At 68.7% G+C, this 20,050-nt stretch carries 19 protein-coding genes and 2 tRNA genes; 16 read left to right on the forward strand and 5 right to left on the reverse strand.

From position 1 onward, the window contains the following. Positions 1 to 117 precede the first annotated feature (117 nt). The 7 genes from AC1MFI_RS08715 (at position 118) to AC1MFI_RS08745 (ending at position 6,923) form a co-directional block, all read left to right on the forward strand. Positions 118 to 1,440, forward strand: coding sequence for a glycosyltransferase 87 family protein (locus AC1MFI_RS08715; RefSeq protein ID WP_479816178.1), 1,323 nt, complete (start codon positions 118 to 120; stop codon positions 1,438 to 1,440). Further along, a complete protein-coding gene (locus AC1MFI_RS08720; protein ID WP_479816180.1) occupies positions 1,440 to 2,981 on the forward strand; it encodes an ATP-binding protein in 1,542 nt (513 codons plus the stop codon). The genes AC1MFI_RS08715 and AC1MFI_RS08720 overlap by 1 nt, the downstream gene beginning before the upstream one ends. Then, positions 2,978 to 3,652, forward strand: coding sequence for a response regulator (locus AC1MFI_RS08725; RefSeq protein WP_479816181.1), 675 nt, complete (start codon positions 2,978 to 2,980; stop codon positions 3,650 to 3,652). The genes AC1MFI_RS08720 and AC1MFI_RS08725 overlap by 4 nt, the downstream gene beginning before the upstream one ends. 36 nt (positions 3,653 to 3,688) lie before the next feature. Further along, positions 3,689 to 4,345, forward strand: coding sequence for an MOSC domain-containing protein (locus AC1MFI_RS08730; RefSeq protein WP_479816182.1), 657 nt, complete (start codon positions 3,689 to 3,691; stop codon positions 4,343 to 4,345). 336 nt (positions 4,346 to 4,681) lie between these two features. Beyond that, positions 4,682 to 6,595, forward strand: a complete 1,914-nt coding sequence (locus tag AC1MFI_RS08735; protein ID WP_479816183.1) for a DEAD/DEAH box helicase — start codon at positions 4,682 to 4,684, stop codon at positions 6,593 to 6,595. A gap of 127 nt (positions 6,596 to 6,722) precedes the next feature. Next, positions 6,723 to 6,794, forward strand: a tRNA-Thr gene (locus AC1MFI_RS08740). Positions 6,795 to 6,849: 55 nt separating this feature from the next. Next, positions 6,850 to 6,923 (forward strand) — tRNA-Met (locus tag AC1MFI_RS08745). A 163-nt stretch (positions 6,924 to 7,086) separates the two neighbouring features. Here AC1MFI_RS08745 and AC1MFI_RS08750 read toward each other — a convergent pair. The 3 genes from AC1MFI_RS08750 to AC1MFI_RS08760 all read right to left on the reverse strand — a co-directional run bounded on the left by AC1MFI_RS08750 (position 7,087) and on the right by AC1MFI_RS08760 (position 10,014). Further along, a complete protein-coding gene (locus AC1MFI_RS08750; RefSeq protein ID WP_479816184.1) occupies positions 7,087 to 8,256 on the reverse strand; it encodes an RtcB family protein in 1,170 nt (389 codons plus the stop codon). A gap of 71 nt (positions 8,257 to 8,327) precedes the next feature. Then, a complete protein-coding gene (locus tag AC1MFI_RS08755; protein WP_479816186.1) occupies positions 8,328 to 8,957 on the reverse strand; it encodes a class I SAM-dependent methyltransferase in 630 nt (209 codons plus the stop codon). Continuing rightward, a complete protein-coding gene (locus AC1MFI_RS08760; RefSeq protein ID WP_479816188.1) occupies positions 8,947 to 10,014 on the reverse strand; it encodes an NAD(P)/FAD-dependent oxidoreductase in 1,068 nt (355 codons plus the stop codon). Before AC1MFI_RS08760 ends, AC1MFI_RS08755 begins: the two co-directional genes overlap by 11 nt. Before the next feature lie 93 nt (positions 10,015 to 10,107). Here AC1MFI_RS08760 and AC1MFI_RS08765 point away from each other — a divergent pair, with 93 nt between their 5' ends. After that, entirely contained in the window at positions 10,108 to 10,692 is a 585-nt protein-coding gene (locus AC1MFI_RS08765; RefSeq protein ID WP_479816190.1) for a helix-turn-helix domain-containing protein, read from the forward strand. Between the two features lie 104 nt (positions 10,693 to 10,796). On the opposite strand, the gene AC1MFI_RS08770 is transcribed toward AC1MFI_RS08765, so the two are convergent. Beyond that, positions 10,797 to 12,062, reverse strand: a complete 1,266-nt coding sequence (locus AC1MFI_RS08770; RefSeq protein WP_479816192.1) for a DDE-type integrase/transposase/recombinase — start codon at positions 12,060 to 12,062, stop codon at positions 10,797 to 10,799. 193 nt (positions 12,063 to 12,255) lie between these two features. Between AC1MFI_RS08770 and AC1MFI_RS08775 the strand changes: the two genes are divergently transcribed. Together AC1MFI_RS08775 and AC1MFI_RS08780 are read left to right on the forward strand one after the other, a co-directional pair. Continuing rightward, on the forward strand, positions 12,256 to 12,822 hold the full coding sequence (locus AC1MFI_RS08775; protein ID WP_479816194.1) for a type 1 glutamine amidotransferase domain-containing protein: 567 nt from the start codon (positions 12,256 to 12,258) through the stop codon (positions 12,820 to 12,822). A 49-nt stretch (positions 12,823 to 12,871) separates the two neighbouring features. Next, positions 12,872 to 13,942: an ATP-dependent DNA ligase gene (locus AC1MFI_RS08780; protein ID WP_479816196.1), complete on the forward strand. Its 1,071-nt coding sequence runs from the start codon at positions 12,872 to 12,874 to the stop codon at positions 13,940 to 13,942. Between the two features lie 6 nt (positions 13,943 to 13,948). Here AC1MFI_RS08780 and AC1MFI_RS08785 read toward each other — a convergent pair whose 3' ends face one another. Then, a complete protein-coding gene (locus AC1MFI_RS08785; RefSeq protein ID WP_479816198.1) occupies positions 13,949 to 14,371 on the reverse strand; it encodes a pyridoxamine 5'-phosphate oxidase family protein in 423 nt (140 codons plus the stop codon). Between the two features lie 191 nt (positions 14,372 to 14,562). Here AC1MFI_RS08785 and AC1MFI_RS08790 point away from each other — a divergent pair, with 191 nt between their 5' ends. The 6 genes from AC1MFI_RS08790 (at position 14,563) to AC1MFI_RS08815 (ending at position 19,893) form a co-directional block, all read left to right on the forward strand. Next, positions 14,563 to 15,510, forward strand: a complete 948-nt coding sequence (locus tag AC1MFI_RS08790; RefSeq protein ID WP_479816200.1) for a DUF2797 domain-containing protein — start codon at positions 14,563 to 14,565, stop codon at positions 15,508 to 15,510. Positions 15,511 to 15,544: 34 nt separating this feature from the next. Beyond that, positions 15,545 to 15,775, forward strand: a complete 231-nt coding sequence (locus AC1MFI_RS08795) for a hypothetical protein (protein ID WP_479816202.1) — start codon at positions 15,545 to 15,547, stop codon at positions 15,773 to 15,775. A gap of 77 nt (positions 15,776 to 15,852) precedes the next feature. Beyond that, on the forward strand, positions 15,853 to 16,302 hold the full coding sequence (locus AC1MFI_RS08800; protein ID WP_479816204.1) for an FAS1-like dehydratase domain-containing protein: 450 nt from the start codon (positions 15,853 to 15,855) through the stop codon (positions 16,300 to 16,302). 2 nt (positions 16,303 to 16,304) lie between these two features. Then, positions 16,305 to 16,745, forward strand: coding sequence for a MaoC family dehydratase (locus AC1MFI_RS08805; RefSeq protein ID WP_479816206.1), 441 nt, complete (start codon positions 16,305 to 16,307; stop codon positions 16,743 to 16,745). Continuing rightward, positions 16,742 to 17,833 (forward strand): UDP-N-acetylmuramate dehydrogenase, encoded by a 1,092-nt coding sequence (locus AC1MFI_RS08810; protein ID WP_479816208.1) that lies wholly within the window; start codon positions 16,742 to 16,744, stop codon positions 17,831 to 17,833. Before AC1MFI_RS08805 ends, AC1MFI_RS08810 begins: the two co-directional genes overlap by 4 nt. 290 nt (positions 17,834 to 18,123) lie before the next feature. Then, positions 18,124 to 19,893, forward strand: coding sequence for a DUF222 domain-containing protein (locus tag AC1MFI_RS08815; protein WP_479816210.1), 1,770 nt, complete (start codon positions 18,124 to 18,126; stop codon positions 19,891 to 19,893). Positions 19,894 to 20,050: the final 157 nt, after the last annotated feature.

Genomic DNA, 20,050 nt, shown 5'->3' on the forward strand with positions numbered 1-20,050 from the left:
GGTGATTTCCAACATACCCGTCCGCGAGCGCCTCTCCGGGCCGTGCCTACACTGGATGAGCCGTTCCGCGGGGAGAACCCGGGCCGGCACCGGTACCCGGTCCTTCGGAAGGAAAGCATGAGCGAGCGCAGTACCCCGGCAACGGTCAGGGCGCTGGGCGTCGTCGCCGCAGTGGTCGTGGCTGCGGCACTGGCGGTCTGGGCGTTCGCCTGGGCCGATTTCATCGGCCTCGATTTCCGCGTCTACCGCATGGGCGGACAGTCGGTGGTGGACGGCGACGGATCGCTCTACACGCGGTCCTTCGGCGAGGGGGAGGGCTCGCTGCTGTTCACGTATCCGCCGTTCGCCGCGCTGGCCTTCACCGTACTGACGCTGGTGAGCGCGGAGACCGGCGCGATCCTCTTCGTGGGGCTGTCGGTCCTCGTCGCCGCCGCGACGTCACTGCTCATCACGCGTTATCTCGGCGGGTTCGCAGGCGTACGGGAGGTCCTGGCCCATCCGTCCGCGCTGCCCCTGGCGATCGCGGGCACCGGCGTCGTCTGCCTGCTCGGTCCGTGGCGCGAGACCATGGCCTTCTCGCAGGTGAACATCCTGCTCTTCGCAATGATCGCCGCGGACCTGCTCTCCGGTCCGCACCGCCGGCTGCCCACGGGGCTGCTCACGGGCATCGCTGCGGGCATCAAGCTCACGCCCCTGGTCTTCGGCCTCTACTTCCTGGTGCGCGGCGAGTGGAAGCAGCTGTTCACGATGGCGGGCGGGTTCTTCGGGACCATCGCGCTCGGGTTCCTCCTCCTGCCCGGCGAGTCGGCGACCTACTGGCTGCAGATGCTCCGTGACACGGGCCGCATCGGTGGTGAAGGCTATGTGGACAACCTCTCGGTCCGCGGGGCCATCCTCCATTTCCTGGGGCCCGACTTCCCCTCCACCGCGCCGTGGCTGCTCGTCTCGCTGCTGCTCGTCGCCGCGACGGCGTACATCGTCCGGGCGGCTCAGCGGCGTGGTGACCGGTTCCTGCCGATCGCGATGACCTCGCTGCTCATGCTCCTCATCTCGCCGATCTCGTGGTCCCACCACTGGGTCTGGATCGTCGTGGTCCTTGCGGTCCTCGCCGGCCAGGCCGCCGGGCTTCCCGCACCACTGCGGGCGTACCGGAGGGCGGCTGCGGTCCTGTTCGCGATCACCCTCCTCGTCTTCGTCTACTCCCCGAAGACGATCGGCGTACTGCTCGGCGCCGAGGACCTCGACTCGCAGCTGACCACCGGCTGGCTCATGGCCTCCAGTGCCGGAGTCTTCTGCGCCCTCGCCATCACCACCTTCTGGATCCTCCTGTCCCGGACCCTCCCCGCCACCGGACCGGAGGACGAACGATCACCCGGCGACGACGAGGCCGGCATCCGCGCCCTGGACGACGGCGCCGCCACCGGATCGCGGAACCGCTGATGGTCTCGGCGGCCCGGCGCACCCTTGCGGCACCGCTGGGCCGCCTGCGCTTCGCTGCCGGATGCGCCGTCGCCCTGGTCCTGCCCCCGCTGCTCGAGGCCGCCCTGTTCTCGGTCGGCACGTCCCTGCTGGCCGTCGACGTGCTCTTCCAGCTGGCGGGCGTCATCGCCGTCGCCCTGATCGGCGGACTCTGGCCCGCCCTGCTCGCGGCCCTGTGGAGCAGCATCATCCTCAACTACACGTCGACCGAGCCGTTCGGTTCGCTCGAGATCGCGGACGCCGAGAACGTTGTCACGGTGCTCATCTTCATCGCCGTCGCGGTCACGGTGTCGCTCGTGGTCGGGCTGTCGGCCCGCCGCTCGAGGGAGGCGGTCCTGGCGCAGCAGGAAGCGGCGTTGCTCGGCGAACTCGCGCGCGGGGTCCTTGCGGAGGAGGACACCCTGCAGGGGTTCCTGCGCCACGTCCAGGCCCAGTTCGACGACGACGGCGTGGCCCTGTTCGGACGTGTCGGCGGCACGGGTGACGGGCAGGACGGCGCGGAGGGCGTGGAGCGCAAGGTGCTCGCAGTGCGAGAGACGGCTGGGGCCGACGCCGGGCCCGGGCAGCAGCGTCCAGGGAAGCAGCCCTCGGCCCGGCAGGAGCCGGACCGGTGGACCCTCGAGAACGCGACGGCGGTGGAGCCGGTCGACGGTGAGTTCTCGCTCGCCCTGTACGGACACCCGCTCTCGGCGCGCGATCGCGGCCTGCTGACGGCCTTCGCCGGCCAGCTGCGATCGCTGCTGCAGCGGCAGGAGCTCCTCGCGAGCACGCGGACCAACCGGAGGCTCGTCGAGGGCAACGTCATGCGTACGGCGATCCTGCGCTCGGTGTCCCACGACCTCCGCACGCCGCTGGCCGGCATCAAGCTCGCGGTCTGCAGCCTGCGGCAGTCCGACGTGACCTTCTCCCAGGAGGACGAGGACGAGCTGCTCGAGACCATCGAGGACTACTCCGACCGGCTGGATGCGCTCGTGAACAACCTCCTCGACATGTCGCGCATCACCGGTGACGCGGTCAACGCGCATGTGCGGCCGCTCACATGGACCGACGTCGTCGGGCCCGCCCTCGCGAACGTCGCCGAGGACCGCGTCCGCGTGCACATCCCACCGAACCTGCCGGCCATCGAGGCGGACCCCGGGCTGCTGGAGCGCGTGCTCGCGAACATCGTCGAGAACGCCGTCAAGTACGCGCCCGACGCGCCGATCGAGGTCACGGCGTCGGTGGGCGGGACGGGCAGGGCACTCGTCAACGGTTTCCCTGCCAGCGAACTGCGCGTCATCGACCACGGGCACGGTGTGTCACGGGAGGACGTCGCGGCCATGTTCCGTCCGTTCCAGCGGCTCGACGACGCGCCGTCCGGCGCCGGCGTGGGGCTCGGACTGGCGGTTGCCAAGGGCTTCACCGAGGTGATGGGCGGCATGCTCGACGCCGAACAGACGCCTGGCGGCGGCCTGACGCTCGTGATCCGCCTGCCCATCTCGACCGGCGTCGTCGAGCCATGACGCGCGTGCTGCTGGTCGACGACGAACCGCAGCTCCTCCGTGCCCTCGAGATCAACCTCCGCGCCCATGGCTACGTGTGCGTGACGGCGGTCGACGGCGAGACGGCGCTGGCCGCCGCGTCGGAGCACCACCCGGACATCATCGTGCTGGACCTGGGCCTGCCGGACATCGACGGCGTGGACGTCATCCGCCGGATCCGCGGCTGGTCGCAGGTGCACATCATCGTGCTGTCCGCCCGCCACGGCTCGCAGGACAAGGTCGATGCGCTCGATGCCGGGGCCGACGACTACGTGACGAAGCCGTTCGGCCTCGAGGAGCTGCTGGCGCGGCTGCGGGCAGCGACGCGGCGTGCGGCGGTCGCGGTCGAGGCGCCGGTCATCGAGACACCCGATTTCACGCTCGACGCCGGTGCCCGCCGCGTGGTGAAGGACGGCGGGGACGTGCGCCTGACGCCGACCGAGTGGAAGATCGTGGATCGGCTGATCGCCCACCCGGGCCGGCTCGTCTCCCAGCAGCAGCTCCTGCTCGATGTGTGGGGGCCGGCCTATGCGAAGGACGTGCAGTACCTGCGCGTGTACATGGCGCAGCTGCGCAAGAAGCTCGAACCGGACCCGGGCACACCCCGGTACTTCGTCACCGAGAGCGGGATGGGCTACCGCTTCGAGCCGTGAGCCCGCCCGCCGCAGCCCCCGCATAGGATGGTCGCCATGACCACCGGTACCCTCCTCGCCGTCTGCCGTGTGCATGAACTCCTGCCCACGAGGGACTCCACCGGCGTCACCGCGATCGACAAGCGAGCGGCGGACGGGCCCGTGAACGTGCACCCCCTCGGCCTCACGGGTGACATCCAGGCCAGCCGCAAACATCACGGTGGACCCATGAAGGCCCTCTACGCCTATGCGCAGGACGACGCCGATTTCTGGTCGCAGGAACTGGGCCGCGAGGTGACGCCGGGTCTTTTCGGCGAGAATCTCCGGGTGGCGGGGATCGACGCCTCCCGAGCCGTCATCGGTGAGCGCTGGAGCGTGGGGGACCAGGTGCTGCTCGAGGTCACCATGCCGCGCACGCCCTGCGTGAACTTCGCCCGCTACCTCGGGGAGAAGTCCTGGGTGAAGCGCTTCGCCGAGGCGAATCGTGTGGGAACCTACCTGAGCGTCGTCGCGAAGGGCAGCATCGTCGCGGGCGACACCATCCGCGTGGTGAGCGTCCCCGAGCACGGTGTCACCGCGGCGCAGGTCCACGCGGGCCTCGACGAGCCGCAGGCCGACAGGCTGCTCGGTTCCGCAGCCGCGGGGCACCTGACACTCACCCCCCAGGTCCGCAAGGCGGCGCTCCGGGCGCTGAGGGTTGCCCTGCCGGCCTGACGTGCCGAACGTCACCTCCCTCAGGGCCCCGGATGGAGCGCGCGGCTCCCGCCGTGCGGTAGACTGGAAGCATCCCCCACACCGGTATTCCCTTTATTTCCGCCCCTTTCGGGCCGGATAGGTTGTGTTGGGGCTCGGAGCACAGACTCGCGAGCAGATTCATCAGGGAGCGCCGGCTAGAAGAAAAGTCACACATCACTGCTGAGAGAGCAGAGAACACGGTGTGACGAGGAAGTTCGGCCCCGGGATTGAAACAGTGCCGGATTTCCATGTTCATTCGGCACTGCAGGCTCCTTCCTGTCAGGCCGTCCGGCACCTACCTGAAGGAATTCTTCCGTGCCTGAAAACCTGTCCGAGCAGATCACCACCCCCGTCACCGAGGCCACCGCAGCGGTTCCCGCAGCAGGATCCGACGACGACGGCGTGACCATCCGCTTCACCGAGCTCAACCTCGACGGCCGCATCCTCGCGGCCCTGACCGACCTCGGCTACGAGAAGCCCTCACCCATCCAGGCAGCGACCATCCCCGTGCTGCTCGAAGGCCGCGACGTCGTCGGGCTGGCGCAGACCGGCACCGGCAAGACCGCCGCGTTCGCCGTTCCCGCGCTGTCGAAGATGGCGGAACTGGCTGACGTCAACGGTGGCCCCAGCAAGAACACGCAGGTGCTGGTGCTCGCACCGACCCGCGAGCTCGCGCTGCAGGTGGCCGATGCCTTCACCTCCTACGCCAAGCACATGGAGGGCTTCACCGTCCTCCCCGTATACGGCGGATCGCCCTACGGTCCCCAGCTGAACGGCCTGCGCCGCGGTGCCCAGGTCGTCGTCGGCACCCCCGGCCGCGTGATCGACCACATCGAGAAGGGGTCGCTGGATCTCTCCAACCTCGAGTACGTCGTGCTCGACGAGGCCGACGAGATGCTGCGCATGGGCTTCGCCGAGGACGTCGAGAAGATCCTCGCCTCCACCCCGGCCGAGAAGCAGGTTGCACTGTTCTCCGCGACCATGCCCCCGGCCATCCGCCGGATCGCCAAGAAGTACCTGAACGATCCGGCCGAGATCTCGGTCAAGGGCAAGACGACGACGGGCACCAACACGCGCCAGCGCTACCTGCAGGTCATGGGCCCGCACAAGCTCGACGCGATGACCCGCATCCTCGAGGTGGAGGACTACGACGGCATCATCGCCTTCGTCCGCACCAAGGCGGCCACCGAAGACCTGGCGGACAAGTTGCGTTCACGGGGCTTCTCGGCCGCAGCCATCAACGGCGACATCCCGCAGCAGCAGCGCGAGCGCACCGTCGAGGCGCTGCGTGACGGCAAGATCGACATCCTCGTCGCCACGGACGTCGCCGCCCGTGGGCTGGACGTGGAGCGCATCTCGCTCGTCGTCAACTACGACATCCCGAACGACACGGAGTCCTACGTCCACCGCATCGGCCGCACCGGCCGCGCAGGGCGTTCAGGTGACGCGATCCTGTTCATCACCCCCCGTGAGAAGTACCTGCTCCGCTCCATCGAGAAGGCCACGCGCCAGCCGGTCGAGCAGATGCAGCTGCCCTCCACGGAGAAGATCAACGAACTGCGCCTCAGCAAGTTCGCGGACAAGATCACGCAGACACTGGCAGGCAAGGATGTCGCGCTGTTCCGCGACCTCATCGCCACCTACGAGCGCGAGCACGACGTGCCCGCCAACGAGATCGCTGCAGCCCTCGCCGTCATGGCGCAGGGTAGCCAGCCGATCCTCGTGCAGGACATCCCCGTCGCTCCCGCCGGGCAGCGCGAGCGTGCCGAAGGACGCAAGGATGCCTTCGGGTCGCGTGGCCCGACGCGCACGCTCACCGAGGGCAACGCCACCTACCGCATCGCGGTGGGCCGTCGCCAGCGCGTGATGCCCGGCTCGATCGTGGGTGCGATCGCCAACGAGGGCGGCCTGTCCTCCTCGCAGATCGGTGGCATCGACATCCGTGCTGACCACAGCCTGGTGGAGCTGCCCGCTGACCTGTCCACGGACCAGCTGCGTGCGCTCTCCAAGACGCGCATCGGCGGCGAGCTCATCCACCTCGAGCTCGACAAGGGCCGCAAGCCTGCGGGCAACCGCGGTGCGGGCGAGTTCAAGAAGCCCTTCAAGAAGGACTTCCCGAAGCGTGACGGCGACACCCGGTTCTCGGGAGACGCCAACCGCAAGCCCCGCTCCGCAAAGGGTGCCGGCGCCGGTGCAGGACGCTCCTCGGCGCAGTCCGAGCAGTGGTAGGAACTAGCTAGCCGAACCTCGTCGGACCCGTGCCTGCACGGGTCCGATGCGGAATCCGGGGTCCGTCCACCAGGGCGGCTGTCGATTTCGCACCAGCGGCCGGGAACTGGTAAAGTTTCTTGCTGTTGCCCCCCTAGCTCAGTGGTAGAGCGCGTTCTTGGTAAGAACGAGGTCACCGGATCGATTCCGGTGGGGGGCTCGTGAATGAGGGGGCCCGTGACGATCATTTGATCGGTGCGGGCAGCCTCATTTAGGGCGGTGTAGCTCAGCTGGTTAGAGCGCACGACTCATAATCGTGAGGTCGTGGGATCGAGTCCCACCACCGCTACAGGCAAGGCCCCGGAGCTTCGGCTCCGGGGCCTTTTCCATTCTCGGGATTCCGGAACGACGAAGCCCGGCAGGCGTTCCTGCCGGGCTTCGATCCAGGCATCGAAGCGGCTGCGACATGGCGCCAGTCCAACGGTTGCCACTCCGTCGACGCGTCCGGCCCGTCAGTCGCCCTTCACGTTGACGATCTGGCGGAGGGTGTGCCGGACGTCCACGAGGTCCCGGGCGTCCTGCATCACGGCGTCGATGTCCTTGTACGCCGCCGGGATCTCGTCGAGGAACGCCGGGGTGTCCCGGAACTCGATGTCCCGCATCGCGGCGCGGAGCTGGTCCTGCGTGAACGTCTTCCGCGCCGCGTTGCGCGAGTACTCCCGCCCCGCCCCGTGGGGGGCCGAGTTCATCGCCTCCCTGTTGCCCTTCCCCGTCACCACGTAGGAGCGTGTGCCCATCGAGCCGGGAATGAGGCCCGGACGCCCCGGGTCCGCCGCGATGGCACCCTTGCGGGAGAGCCACACGTCCTTGCCGAAGTGCGTCTCCCGGTGCGTGTAGTTGTGATGGCAATTGATGCGCTCGCGCTCCTGCACGGGCTTGCCGATCCAGTGCGTGAACTGGCCGACCACGCGGTCCATCATTTCCTCGCGGTTGAGCAGGGCGAACTTCTGCGCCCACAGCAACTCGCCGATATAGCGGTCGAACTCGTGCGTGCCCTCCTCCAGGTACGCCAGGTCCCGGTGCGGCAGGGAAACGGACCGGCCCGCACAGTAGTCCTGCGCCGCACGGATGTGACGCTGCGCGATCCGGTTCCCGATACCCCTCGAGCCCGAATGCAGGAAGAGCCAGACGTTGTCCTCCTCGTCGAGGGACACCTCGATGAAGTGGTTGCCGGAGCCGAGGGTGCCGAGTTGCAGGCGCCAGTCCTTCACGTAGCTCGACGGGTCGAATCCCGCCGACCGGGCGTCCTGTTCGAGGGTGGCGATGCGGGGCTGGGCCGTGGTGCTCACCCGCTTGTTGTTGTTGCCGGCCGAGAGGGGGACGGCACGTTCGATCGATCGGCGCAGGATGCGGCGATCCAGGCGTCCGATGCTGCCCGCGGTGTGATCGGTCCGCACGGCCACCATGCCGCAGCCGATATCCACGCCGACCGCCGCCGGGATGATCGCTCCGAGGGTCGGCAGGACGGAGCCGACGGCGCAGCCCAGACCGAGGTGGGCGTCGGGCATGGAGGCGAAGTGCGGGTACACGAACGGCATGGAACTCGTCATCCTGTTCTGCGCCAGCGTCGCGTCATCGATGATGCTGGCGAAATTGACGTAGTTCTCGGTGATCCATTGCATTGCTCGAGGCTACCGAGGAGCCCGGTGGGACAGCACGCCGGATGCCGTCCCGCCGGGCCCTTGCGCAGGCCTCAGCGGGTCCGTATCGCCATGAGCACGGCATCGCTGATGTCGACGTCGCGGCCGTCCGATGTCCGCTCCACCCGCGGACGCGATTCGCACACCCTGATGTCCCAGGCGTCGTCGAGCAGCACCGCGATGTCCTGCGGCCGGTAGAAGATGTCAGCGTGCGGCGGCCGGCCGATCCCGGTGTGCAGGTCCGAGGGGTCGTGGGCGACGATCAGGAGGGTTCCCCCGACGCCGACGAGCTCCGCCAGTGCCCGGAAGATGCGTGAGCGCTCCGGTTCCGGGAGGTGCAGAAACTGGACGGACACGAGGTCGAGACCGCCGGGCAGCCCGGGCGAGGCCAGCAGGTCCACCTGCCGCCACTCGATGCGGTCCGCGACCTGCTCGCCGAGTTCCTCCGCATGGGCCCGGGCGCGGGAGAGTGCCACCTCGGAGACGTCGACGCCGAGTACGTCCCACCCGCGCGTGGCGAGCCACACGGCATCGGCGCCCTCGCCGCAGCCGACGTCGAGCGCCCGGCCCGGCGCCAGGTCCCCGGCCACCGCGACGAGCTGCCGGTTCGGGTTGCCGCTCCAGATCCTCGTGCGCTGCCGGTAGCGGTCGTCCCAGAACTCCTGCGTGTACTCAACCCGCACGGCGCACCCCTTCTTCCGTTCCTGCCCCATCATCGAGCCCATGGCGGCGCGTGCCAAGGACGCGCACCGAGACCTCGGCCTCCGACGACGCCGAGAAGGGGCCGCTGTAGCCCTCGACGGCCCAGGCCGTCTCCTCCTCGACGAGGTCCGCGTTGATCGCCGCGCCCGCCATCGTGCCCTCAGCTGCCGCGACGATGACCTGGGCGGCCAGGTTCGAGGCATTGCCGGCGACATAGACGCCCGGCACCGCCGTCGAGCCCCTCGGGCCGGCCTCGACGAAGCGGCCCAAGCCGGACGGATGGTCCTGGGCAGTGATCCCGAGCGGTTCCAGCAGTCCGCCCCGGGACTCCATGCGGGTTCCGACGGCCAGGGCCTGCAGGTCGAAGCTCCTGCCTGCCACAGTCACCCCCGTGAGGACGCCGTCGGTCGCGGCCACGCCGGACACGGCGCCGTCGACCACCCGGATGGAGCGCGCGGCGAGGCGGTCCCACTCCTCGTCGGTGGGCTTCACGGTGTCATTGAGGAACAGTGTGATGTCCTCCGACCACTGGCGGAAGAGAAGGGCCTGATGGATGGACAGGGGACCCGTCCCGAGGACGCCGATGCGTCGGCCGCGGATCTCGTAGCCGTGGCAGTACGGGCAGTGGACCACACCGGCACCCCACTGGTCCCGGAGCCCCGGGATGTCGGGGAGCCGATCGGCGAGCCCGGTGGCGAGGAGCAGTCGACGGCCCAGGACCGTGCGCCCGTCGGACAGCTCCACCGCGAATCCGTCGGTGTCGCCCCGCACCCGCAAGACCTCGGCGGCCAGGACGGTGGACCCGTAGGACTCCGCCTCCGCACGGCCCGCGGCGAGCAGGGCGAGCGGCTGCATGCCCTCGCGCGTCAGGAAACCGTGGACGCCCTGTGCGGGAGCGTTACGGGGCTCGCCGGCGTCGACCACGAGGACGGAGCGGAGCGCACGGCCGAGGGTGACGGCGGCGCTGAGTCCCGCGGCTCCGCCTCCGACGACGACGACGTCGTACCTGTCCTGCAGGGGCTGGGTGATGGCTGGCATGGTTGTTCTCCTTCTGGTCCGCTGATGGTTCCAGCATCAGCGGACCAGCGCGAATTGTGCAAAGTTCTTTGCCATGGTGGCAAGATAGGACGCATGGAAGCAGACCTCACGTCCGTACTCGACGCCGTCGGGCCCCGGCTCCGCGCCTTGCGCACCGAACGTCACCTGACCCTCGGCGAGGTGTCCGCAGCGTCCGGTGTGTCCGTCAGCACCCTCTCCAGGCTCGAGTCCGGCCAGCGGCGCCCGAACCTGGAACTCCTGCTGCCCATCGCGCAGCTCTACGGCGTCCCGCTCGACGACCTGGTCGGCGCGCCTCCCACCGGCGATCCCCGGATCCACCTGCGCCCGATCGAGTACCACGGCACCACGGCCATCCCCCTGACGAGGCGGCCGGGCGGCGTGCAGGCGTACAAGATGGTGCTCGCGGGCGACGCGCGCGGCACCGAACCCGCGCTGCAGGTGCACGAGGGCTACGAATGGCTCTACATCCTCAACGGCTCCCTGCGGCTCGTGCTCGGTGACAACGACTTCGTGCTCGGACCCGGCGAGGCGGCCGAATTCGACACCCACACGCCCCACTGGTTCGCCAGCGCCGACGGGGAGGCGGTCGAGTTCATCAGCCTCTTCGGCCGGCAGGGCGAGCGGATGCACGTGCGCGCCCGTCCACGCCGGTCGTGACCGCGTGCCCGCGGGCGAATGCTCAGCCGTGATGCCTCACGGTCAAGTCCCCGGGAAGTGATCCCCCGTGCCTCATGTAAAAGTCCCCGCGAAACAGGTCCGGGTCAGCCGTAGAGTTTGATCCAATCGGCCTCGGGCATTGCCCGAGCGGCTTGGTCCTCGAGCTCCCGCTCCAGGCGCCGAGTCGGGATCGCGGCCAAGGCGATCAGCCGTTGCTGGATCGTGTCGATCTCAGCGGCGATCTCAACGACGTTCAGCGAGGCCTTGTAGGTGGCCAGCTCCTGCTGTTGGGCTGGGTTGAGGACTCCGGCATCGAATAGCCGCTGGTAGGGGGTGCGGGGTTTGTCGTAGACCCGGCGACGACGCCCGATGGCATCGGCGGTGTAGCCGGTGGGCTTGGTGGTGGGGGTGAAGTAGTTCAGCCGGTCACAGACCAGGTCCCAGAGTCTGTTAAGTAGTTCGCGTTGGATCGCGGTGTCGTAGCGGTAGTAGAACCCGTAGCGGCGGACCAGGTGGTTGTTCTTCGACTCGATGGTGGCCTGATCGTTCTTCTGATACGGCCGGGACCGGGTGTAGAAGATCTTCCGCTCAGCAGACCAACCCAACACCTGGTGGTTGATGAACTCGCTGCCGTTGTCGGAGTCGATGCCGGTGACCATAAACGGCACCGTGGTGATGAACTCCTCAAAGGCGGCGACGATGTTGACCATCGCGTTATTGCGGATCGCGCGGGTGAAGACCCACCCGGTATGCATATCGGTGAAGTTCACCGTCCGGGCGAACTCACCCTTCAAAGTCGGCCCGCAGTGGGCCACGGTGTCGACTTCGAAGAACCCTGGTTCGGCTTCGATTTCATCGCCTGCTTTGCGCACACTGATGGAGTTGCGCAGCAGTTTGCCCGGTTTGGTGGCGGACTTCCCTCGGATAGGGTCCCTGGCCTTCGCTGGTGCCAGGTACCGATCGATGGTGGCTGCGCTCATGGCCAGCAGTTCAGTCCGGACCTGCTGGCTATAGCGGTCTTGGCCAGGAACCAGGGCCCTGGCGGCTTCCATCGCCTGGATCCAGTCAGCCATTGAGGCGGCGAGGTATTTGCCGCAGATACCCCCGGCGGTGGCCCACACGTGCTGTAAGACTTTGATCGCGTCGTAGGAGTACTTCCGGCCCCGGCTCTTGCGCCGATCGATCACTGCCACAGTGGCGGTAGCGCGTCCTCTGGGCTGGGTCAGCCGGCGTCGTAGCTGCTGGCGGGCATGATCCCGGTTCCAGCCGGTGACCTCGACCAGTTGGTCCAGAATCTTCGACTTGTCCTTCTTCGAAGCGGCCTCGTAGGCGGCAGCGTATTTCTTGGTGATCTCGACCCTGGTGGCCAACGAGACATCCTTATCCGGCATACCCCATCGTCGCCGAACCCCACCCCGTCCTTTGCCGGGGACTTTTCTATGAGGCACGACCCCTGGCTACGCGGGGACTTTCTCTGAGTCTCGTCGTCAGCTTGCTTATCATCGCGGCGCTTCCTAGGCTTGAAACCGTACGACAGCCACGCTCTACGCAAGGGAGAACAGCATGTCCGAACACAACATCTCAGGCAAGAAGGTCGCGTTCCTGCTCACGGACGGGGTGGAGCAGATCGAGCTCACGAGCCCCTGGAAGGCGGTCGAGGAGGCGGGCGGCGTCCCCACGCTGGTCTCACCCAAGACCGGGACGCTGCAGGGTTTCGACGGCATGGACAAGGGCGACACGTTCCAGGTGGACCTGGCGGTGTCCGAGGCGAAGGCCGATGACTACGACGCCCTGGTCCTGCCGGGCGGCGTGGTCAATGCCGACTTCCTGCGCGTCGACAGGGACGCCCAGGCCTTCACCCGGGCATTCTTCGAGCAGCACAAGCCCGTGGCGTCGATCTGCCACGGCCCATGGCTGCTGATCGAGGCAGGAGTGGTCAGCGGACGCGACCTGACGTCCTACCACACGCTCGCCACCGACCTGAGGAACGCCGGCGCCAACTGGAGTGACGAGGAAGTGGTGGTGGACCAGGGGCTGGTGACGAGCCGCAACCCCGATGATCTCGACGCCTTCAACGACAAGCTCCTCGAGGAGATCGAGGAAGGCCCGCACGAGGGGCAGACTGCGTAATCACGGCGACGCGTAGCCAAGCGCCGGTCCCGTGCGACAGGATCGGGACATGACCGACCTGCCGTTCCCCGTCCAGCCGATGCTGGCGAAGGCCGTTGACTCCGTGCCCGAACCCGACAGCGTTCCCGGTGGGCTCGTGTACGAGCCCAAGTGGGACGGCTTCCGGGCGATCGTGAGGATCGAGGACGGCTCCTGCGAGATCGGGAGCCGGGGTTCGAAGATGCTCACGCGGTACTTCCCGGAGCTCGTGCACGCCCTGCTCGAGAATCTCCCGGAGCGCTGCGTCCTCGACGGGGAGATCGTGGCACGGCAGGGCGAGCCAGGCGCGGAGAGGCTGGACTGGGAGGCGCTGTCGCAGCGCATCCACCCGGCCGAGAGCAGGATACGGCTCCTGGCCGGGCAGACGCCGTCGTCGTACGTGGCCTTCGATCTCCTCGCGATCGACGACAACGACCTCACCGGCATGCCTTTCAGCGAGCGCAGGATGGCGCTCGAGGGCATCGGGGAGGCCTTCTCCGCGCCGGTCCACCTGTCGCAGGTCACGGACGACGTCGAGCTCGCCCGGCGCTGGCTCGTGGAGTTCGAGGGGGCCGGGCTCGACGGCGTCGTCGCGAAGCCCCTCGCGGCGGGCTACGAGCCCAACAAGCGGCGCATGCTCAAGGTCAAGCACCATCGCAGCGCCGATACCGTGCTGCTCGGCTACAGGGTGCACAAGTCCGGCCAGGGCGTGGGCTCCCTGCTGCTCGGCCTGTACGACGACGACGGCGAGCTGCGGAACGTCGGGGGCGTCTCGGCGTTCTCCGACAAGCGCAGGCTCGAACTCGTGGACGAACTGGATGCCGATGTGATGCGCAACGACGACGGCGATGCCGAACTCGGTGCGACCGACCGCAACCGCTTCGCCTCGGCCAGGGACGTGTCCTACATCCGGCTGCACCCACGCCGCGTGGTCGAGGTGCGGTACGACCAGATGGAGGGCGACCGCTTCCGCCACACCGTCCAGTTCGAACGGTGGAGGCCGGACCGCGAGCCGCAGTCCTGCACCTTCGACCAGCTCGACATCCCGGCGGCGTACGACCTCAGCCGCGTGCTGGCGGGCGGCGCAGGCCCTCCCACCTGACCACCGTCAGTAGCGTTCCGGCTCTTCGCCCAACTCGAAGTGGCGGCCGTGGATGTGTGTTGGCGTGATCTGGACGTACGTGTATTTCCGCGTCGGGATCCAGGGGGTGAGCGGTAGCTTGTCCGCCTCGTCCACCTCGGACTGCGACACGATCACCCTCGCCGTGCCCTTGAGCACCACGCTCCAGGCCTCGTCATCGGTCACCTCGTCCACCTCGAAGGCGACCCGCTCGTTCACCGTCAGTTCGGCCAGCTTCGTGCCCGGATTCGTCCGCATGAACAGCGACCCGTCGTGCGCCACGAAGTTGATCGGATAGATGTCCGGCTCGCCCAGCACGCTCATGGCGAGGCGCCCGTACCGACAGCGTTTCAGCACGTCCCACGACTCGTCGTCGGACAGGACTGTCCCGGGTCGTTCGTCACTTTCCATGGCGGTGTCCTCCTGGTCGTCAGGCGTCCGGCCTCTCGGTGGAACGCGGAGTGGTGCGAACCAGTGTGCCGGACGTCCACGGCCGGCAACAGGGTCCGGCGACCCTGAATGCGCGGAGGGGCCGACGCGGGCGGACCCCCTTCGGTGCCGTCCCAGCCCGCCGTCGTCGTCGGTGCCCCTACGCTGGACGGGTGGGACCCACCTATCTCTGCAGCGGCGTGACCTGGCACGCCTCGGGACCTGCCCTGTCCTTGCGGGCGGTTCCGGCGCCGCACGGACCCGAAGGCCCCGGCCGGGAGGGCGAGGGGCGGCACGACGTCCTGCTCGCGCCCGGTACGAGGCTCGCCTTCGAGGTCACGGCGGAGGGGAAGTACTGCCTCGGCTTTCATCGGGTCCACGGACGCGAGGACCGCACGTGGGCGCCGTGCGCCGATCAGTCGCCGGCGGAACGCGGCTACCAGTGCGCGCGGTGCTTCGCCCAGGACGACGTGCGCTTCATGCATGACATCCACCGATCCGGCATAGCCCCCGCAGGGCTGAAGCGCTACCTCGACCAGCCCCACTGGCTGTACGTCGCGACCTTCGCAGACGGCTCGACCAAGGTGGGCACGGCCTCGCACCCCAGGAAGCGGGCACGGCTCGTGGAGCAGGGCGCGGTGGCGGCCCAGTTCGTCGCGCTCGCCGAGGACGGGCGGGTGGTCCGGATCCTGGAGGACGAGGTGACCCGCACCGTCGGCCTGCAGCAGGCCGTGAGATCCGCGACGAAGGCGGCGTCCCTGTGCACGCCGCTGCCCCCGGCGCAGCTCGAGCACATCAACGACGGCTTCGCGCTGGCGGTCCGGGGACTGCTCGGGGGCGGGCTCGGGATCGACGGCTTCGAGGTGGTGCACGAGGAGTTCGAGCCGCCGCCGTCGACCTCCGCCGTCCTCGGGCACAGCGGTCTGCAGCCCTACCCGGAGTTCCTCGGGGTCGGCCGGCACGGATTCAGTCTCCGCGCCGTCCTCGGCCCGTCGGCCCTGGTCACGATCGACGGCACGGACCTCGTCTTCGTCGCCGATCTCGCGCAGCTCAAGGGTCGGCGGCTGCGGTTCGGCGACTTCAGCACTCCCGTCCCGACCGTCCAGGAAGCACTCTTCTGATTCACCGCCCCGCGGCCGGCAGTAGAATCGAACCATGCTGAATACGCCCTGGGAGACCGGCTCGGATCTCTACCGCAAGCTGGTGGTCTCCGCACTCGTGACCACGGCGATCGGCATCCTCGTCGCGGTGGTCGGTGCCGCCACCGACCAGCGTTCCCTCGTCCTCACCGGCATCCCGATCATCGTGGTCGGCATGGTGTGCCACCTCGCGGGCCTGGTCGTCCGCTCGCGCGACGTCCGACGCCGCGTGAAGGACAGGCGCTGAGCCTCGCGCAGTTCCTCGCCGCTCGACACCGCACGCGATCCATCGCCTACTCCCACGCCGCTTCCACCGGAGGATCCATGACCATCGACCCAGACCTGCAGGGGCGCAGCTACCTCGCAGGAGAGACCTATTCCGTGGGCCGGGAGGCCATCCGCGACTTCGCCCGCGCCGTGAAGGCCACGCACCCGGCGCACTTCGACGTCGATGCCGCCGTTTCCCTCGGCCATGCCGACCTCGTGGCCCCGCCGACCTTCGCCATCATCGTCGCCCAGCGTGCCGACGCCCGGTTGATCAGCGACCCGAGTGCCGGTATCGACTTCACCCGGGTGGTCCACGCCGACCAGCGCTTCATCCACCACCGCCCCATCATCGCCGGGGACCAGCTCGTCGCCGAACTGCACGTGGACTCCGTGCGGGCCATGGGCGGGGGAGCGATGATCACCACGCGCGCCGAGATCTCGACCGTCGACGGCGTGCCGACGGCCACGTCGACGTCGTCCATCCTCGTACGCGGAGAGGACCAGTAGCCATGGCAGTATCGCTTTCCACCCTCGAGGTGGGCCGGCAGATCGGCTCCACCACCATCGGCATCACACGCCAGGACCTCGTGCGCTATGCCGGTGCCTCGGGTGACCTCAACCCCATCCACTGGAACCAGTCGTTCGCGGAGGGCGTCGGTCTCCCCGGCGTCATCGCCCACGGGATGTTCACCATGGGGGCCGCCGTCCAGCTCGTGACCGACTGGGCCGGCGACCCGGCCGCCGTCGTCGACTACCAGACGCGCTTCACCAAGCCCGTGGTCGTCCAGGACACGACGGCGCAGCCGGGCGAGCCCGGAGCGGTCGTGGAGGTCACCGGGGTGGTCGGTGCGATCGACACCGGGCGATCGACGGCGCGTATCGACCTCACGGTCACGTTCGCAGGGCAGAAGGTCCTCGTGAAGGCGCAGGCCGTGGTGAAGCTGCCATGACGGCCCCCCTGACCGGTACGCGTCTCGCGGACCTCACCACGGCGCGCGTGGGAGGACCCGCACGCACGCTCGTGGAGGCCTCGACCGAACAGGAGATCGTCGAGGCGGTCCGCGCCGCCGATGCCGCTGGTGAGCCGCTGCTGATCCTCAGCGGGGGATCCAACCTGCTGATCGGGGACGACGGCTTCGAGGGGACCGTCGTCCACATCACCTCGACGGGTTTCACGGTCGACGACGACGACGCCACGTGCGGTGGCGTCATGGTCAAGGTGCAGGCCGGCCAGGACTGGGACGAGCTCGTCAGGTACACGGTGATGCATGCGTTCTCGGGCCTCGAGGCACTCTCGGGCATCCCCGGTTCCACGGGCGCCACACCCGTCCAGAACGTAGGTGCGTACGGCTCGGACGTGTCCCGGACCATCGCCACGGTGCGGACGTACGACCGAGAGACGGACAGCATCAGGAGCTTCACCAATTTCGAACTGAAGTTCGGCTACCGGGACTCCCTCCTCAAGCGCACCACCGTCGACGGATCCCCGCGCTATGTGGTGCTCTCGGTCGAGTTCCAGCTGGGGCTGGGGCGCATGAGCACGCCGATACAGTACGTGGAGCTCGCGCGGGCACTCGGGATCGACGTGGGGGCGCGGGCATATGTGAACGACGTGCGCCGCGAGGTGCTGAAGCTGCGGGCCGGCAAGGGCATGGTGCTCGACGCCCCCGATCCGGACACCTGGAGCACAGGATCCTTCTTCACCAACCCCATCGTCGCCCAGGAGGTGGCGGAGGGCCTGCCGGAGGACGCTCCCCGGTACCCGTCCGGGACGGAGGGTCGGGTGAAGCTCAGCGCGGCCTGGCTGATCGAACACGCCGGTTTCTCCAAGGGCTTCGGCCTCGGAGACGACGACGGCCGGGCTGCGGCGGGCGGGCGTGCGTCCCTCTCGACCAAGCACACCCTCGCGGTCACCAACAGGGGAGGCGCTTCGGCGTCGGACCTGCTGGCGGTTGCCCGGCTGGTGCGCGACGGCGTGGAACGGTCCTTCGGCATCCGCCTGGAACCCGAGCCGCTGCTCATCAACTGCAAGCTCTGAGCTTTTTCCCCGGGTCCCACCAATCGGCGCTTCCGAGCCTGCAGGACCTGTTGACCTGATTCCCTGCCGAGGGGCCTGTCCTGCAGGGGGCCCGTCCTTCAGGGGGCTGCCCTAGCCGAGGCTGTCGGGCGGGGACAGGGGCGCCATGAGGCCGTGCCTGGCGGGTTCGGCCGGGCTGCGGTTTCGAGGGAGTCCCCGTGGGCGTGGGTATGTGGATAGGGGTGTTGTCCTGTCCTCCACAATGCCCTGTCTCCCTCGTGGTTAGTACACATGTTCGATAAAATCGGGGTATGGTCATCGCCCCGCTCGAGCGCTTCACGCAGACCTCCAGTGCCCTGGACGCGGTGGGCGCGGCGTGCGCTGCCCTCACCGAGTGCGTCCGGGACGTGGGCGGGCACCACCGGATGCTGTCCGGACAGGAAGCGCTGCAGGTCATCGTCGATGTCGAACAGGCCTCGAGGATCGTGGACCATCTGCAGGTCCTTGCCGCCCGCCTGGCCCAGGAACACCACTCCGGAGCAGGGCCCGCACCCCGCGTCACCGCCTCCTCGGACACCGCCTCCTCGGACACTGCCTCCTCGGACACGGCCTCCTCAAACACCAGCGCTATGTCCTTGGGTGCCGGGTCTTCGGGGTTGGCGGGGCGGGCTGGGGATGGAGTCGGGGATTGTGCGGAATTCCTGCGGGCGACCCTGGGCATCAGTCGGAGCGAGGCGAAACGGCGGCTGGGTCTTGCTGAGGCGCTGCTCCCCGGGCCGTCCCCGACCGGTGCGGCGATCCCGGCCCGGCTGGAGACCCTGGGTGCGGCCATGGAGGGGTGCCTGATCAGCGGTCGGGCCGCGACGATCATCGCCCAGGCCCTGGCGCGGGTGCACTCCTTCGCGACCCCGGAGCAGACCGAATCGATGGAGGACCACCTCACCCGGCAGGCCGTGGAGTCCGACGAGGACATCCTCCGGGTCCTGACCCGACGCTGGGAGGGAGTGCTGGACCAGGACGGACAGGAACCCACGGACAAAGTGCTCCACGCACGGCAGGGAGTCTTCCTCAAGGGCCGCCGCCACGGACTGCACGTCCTGGAGATCGGCGCGACCGACGAACAGTTCGAACACCTCACCACCGTCATGAACGCCACCGCCAACCCCCGCACCCTCCCACCCCACCCCAACACCACCAGTGCCACCAGTGCCACCAGGTCGGAACCAGCGACAGTCGACGCATCGGACCCGGCATCGGGTGCAGCATCGGACCCAGGCTCAGGATCGGACCCGGCATCGGGTGCAGTCGCGGGTGCTGGTTCGGGTCGGCTTCTTGGTGCGGGCGGGGCCACGAGGGCTCAGGCGTTGCTCGAGGGACTCGTCGCGGCCTGCAGGATCGCCCTCAGCACGCAGGGTCTTCCCGCCACCGGCGGCCACCGGCCCCAGGTGATGGTGACCATCGACTACAAGGACCTCACCGAGGACCTCACCGGTCGGACCCTCCGGCCGGGCCAGCGCCCGGGAGACGCGGTCTTCGCCGGGCAGGTCAGCGCCAGGACCATCCGGAAACTGGCCTGCGACGCGGACATCATCCCCGTCGTCCTCGGCGGCGCCGGACAGGTCCTGGACGTCGGACGGACCCGACGCCTCTTCCCCCCGCACCTGCGCCGGGCACTGGTCGCCAGGGACAAGGGCTGCGCCTTCCCGGACTGCACCATCCCGGCGCCCTGGTGCGAAGCCCACCACATGACCCCCTGGTCCCGGGGCGGCACCACCAGCATCGGCAACGGTGTCCTCTTGTGCTCACGACACCACCACCTCATCCACCAGGGCACCTGGACCGTCGAACCCCGCCACGGCATCCCCCGGTTCCACGCACCCGGACACCCAGGCCGGGCCGGCCAACCACGCATCAACACCTACCGGCAGACCGGACGAACCGTCCACCCCCCAACACCCCGCCAGCACCAGTACCAGTACCAACCACAAGTACCCCACGACCAGCTACACCAGCAGCTACCCCACGACCACCCCAGACCGCCAACCACCCACCCCGCCGGAACACAGCAGTCCCGGGTATGACACGCCAGAACACGCCAGAACAGGCCAGAACGGGACAGGACACACCAGCCCCTCCCGGAACCACCGCGTGAAAAGCTCCGGCCCGCCTTCATCGCCCCGGCCAGAACAGGTCGACCCCTTTGAGCACCGCCCAGCCCGCACCACGACAGGTCTCGCA

The sequence above is a fragment of the Arthrobacter sp. BC5 genome (assembly GCF_056680255.1).

What these genes read in the sequence shown, in the direction of transcription:
- AC1MFI_RS08780 (WP_479816196.1), top strand. Translation starts at nt 12,872, where the DNA reads ATGACCGACCTGCCGTTCCCCGTCCAGCCGATGCTGGCGAAGGCCGTT.
- AC1MFI_RS08725 (WP_479816181.1), top strand. Translation starts at nt 2,978, where the DNA reads ATGACGCGCGTGCTGCTGGTCGACGACGAACCGCAGCTCCTCCGTGCC.
- AC1MFI_RS08720 (WP_479816180.1), top strand. Translation starts at nt 1,440, where the DNA reads ATGGTCTCGGCGGCCCGGCGCACCCTTGCGGCACCGCTGGGCCGCCTG.
- AC1MFI_RS08730 (WP_479816182.1), top strand. Translation starts at nt 3,689, where the DNA reads ATGACCACCGGTACCCTCCTCGCCGTCTGCCGTGTGCATGAACTCCTG.
- AC1MFI_RS08785 (WP_479816198.1), bottom strand. Translation starts at nt 14,371, where the DNA reads ATGGAAAGTGACGAACGACCCGGGACAGTCCTGTCCGACGACGAGTCG.
- AC1MFI_RS08795 (WP_479816202.1), top strand. Translation starts at nt 15,545, where the DNA reads ATGCTGAATACGCCCTGGGAGACCGGCTCGGATCTCTACCGCAAGCTG.
- AC1MFI_RS08765 (WP_479816190.1), top strand. Translation starts at nt 10,108, where the DNA reads ATGGAAGCAGACCTCACGTCCGTACTCGACGCCGTCGGGCCCCGGCTC.
- AC1MFI_RS08810 (WP_479816208.1), top strand. Translation starts at nt 16,742, where the DNA reads ATGACGGCCCCCCTGACCGGTACGCGTCTCGCGGACCTCACCACGGCG.
- AC1MFI_RS08715 (WP_479816178.1), top strand. Translation starts at nt 118, where the DNA reads ATGAGCGAGCGCAGTACCCCGGCAACGGTCAGGGCGCTGGGCGTCGTC.
- AC1MFI_RS08775 (WP_479816194.1), top strand. Translation starts at nt 12,256, where the DNA reads ATGTCCGAACACAACATCTCAGGCAAGAAGGTCGCGTTCCTGCTCACG.
- AC1MFI_RS08815 (WP_479816210.1), top strand. Translation starts at nt 18,124, where the DNA reads ATGGTCATCGCCCCGCTCGAGCGCTTCACGCAGACCTCCAGTGCCCTG.
- AC1MFI_RS08760 (WP_479816188.1), bottom strand. Translation starts at nt 10,014, where the DNA reads ATGCCAGCCATCACCCAGCCCCTGCAGGACAGGTACGACGTCGTCGTC.
- AC1MFI_RS08750 (WP_479816184.1), bottom strand. Translation starts at nt 8,256, where the DNA reads ATGCAATGGATCACCGAGAACTACGTCAATTTCGCCAGCATCATCGAT.
- AC1MFI_RS08805 (WP_479816206.1), top strand. Translation starts at nt 16,305, where the DNA reads ATGGCAGTATCGCTTTCCACCCTCGAGGTGGGCCGGCAGATCGGCTCC.
- AC1MFI_RS08800 (WP_479816204.1), top strand. Translation starts at nt 15,853, where the DNA reads ATGACCATCGACCCAGACCTGCAGGGGCGCAGCTACCTCGCAGGAGAG.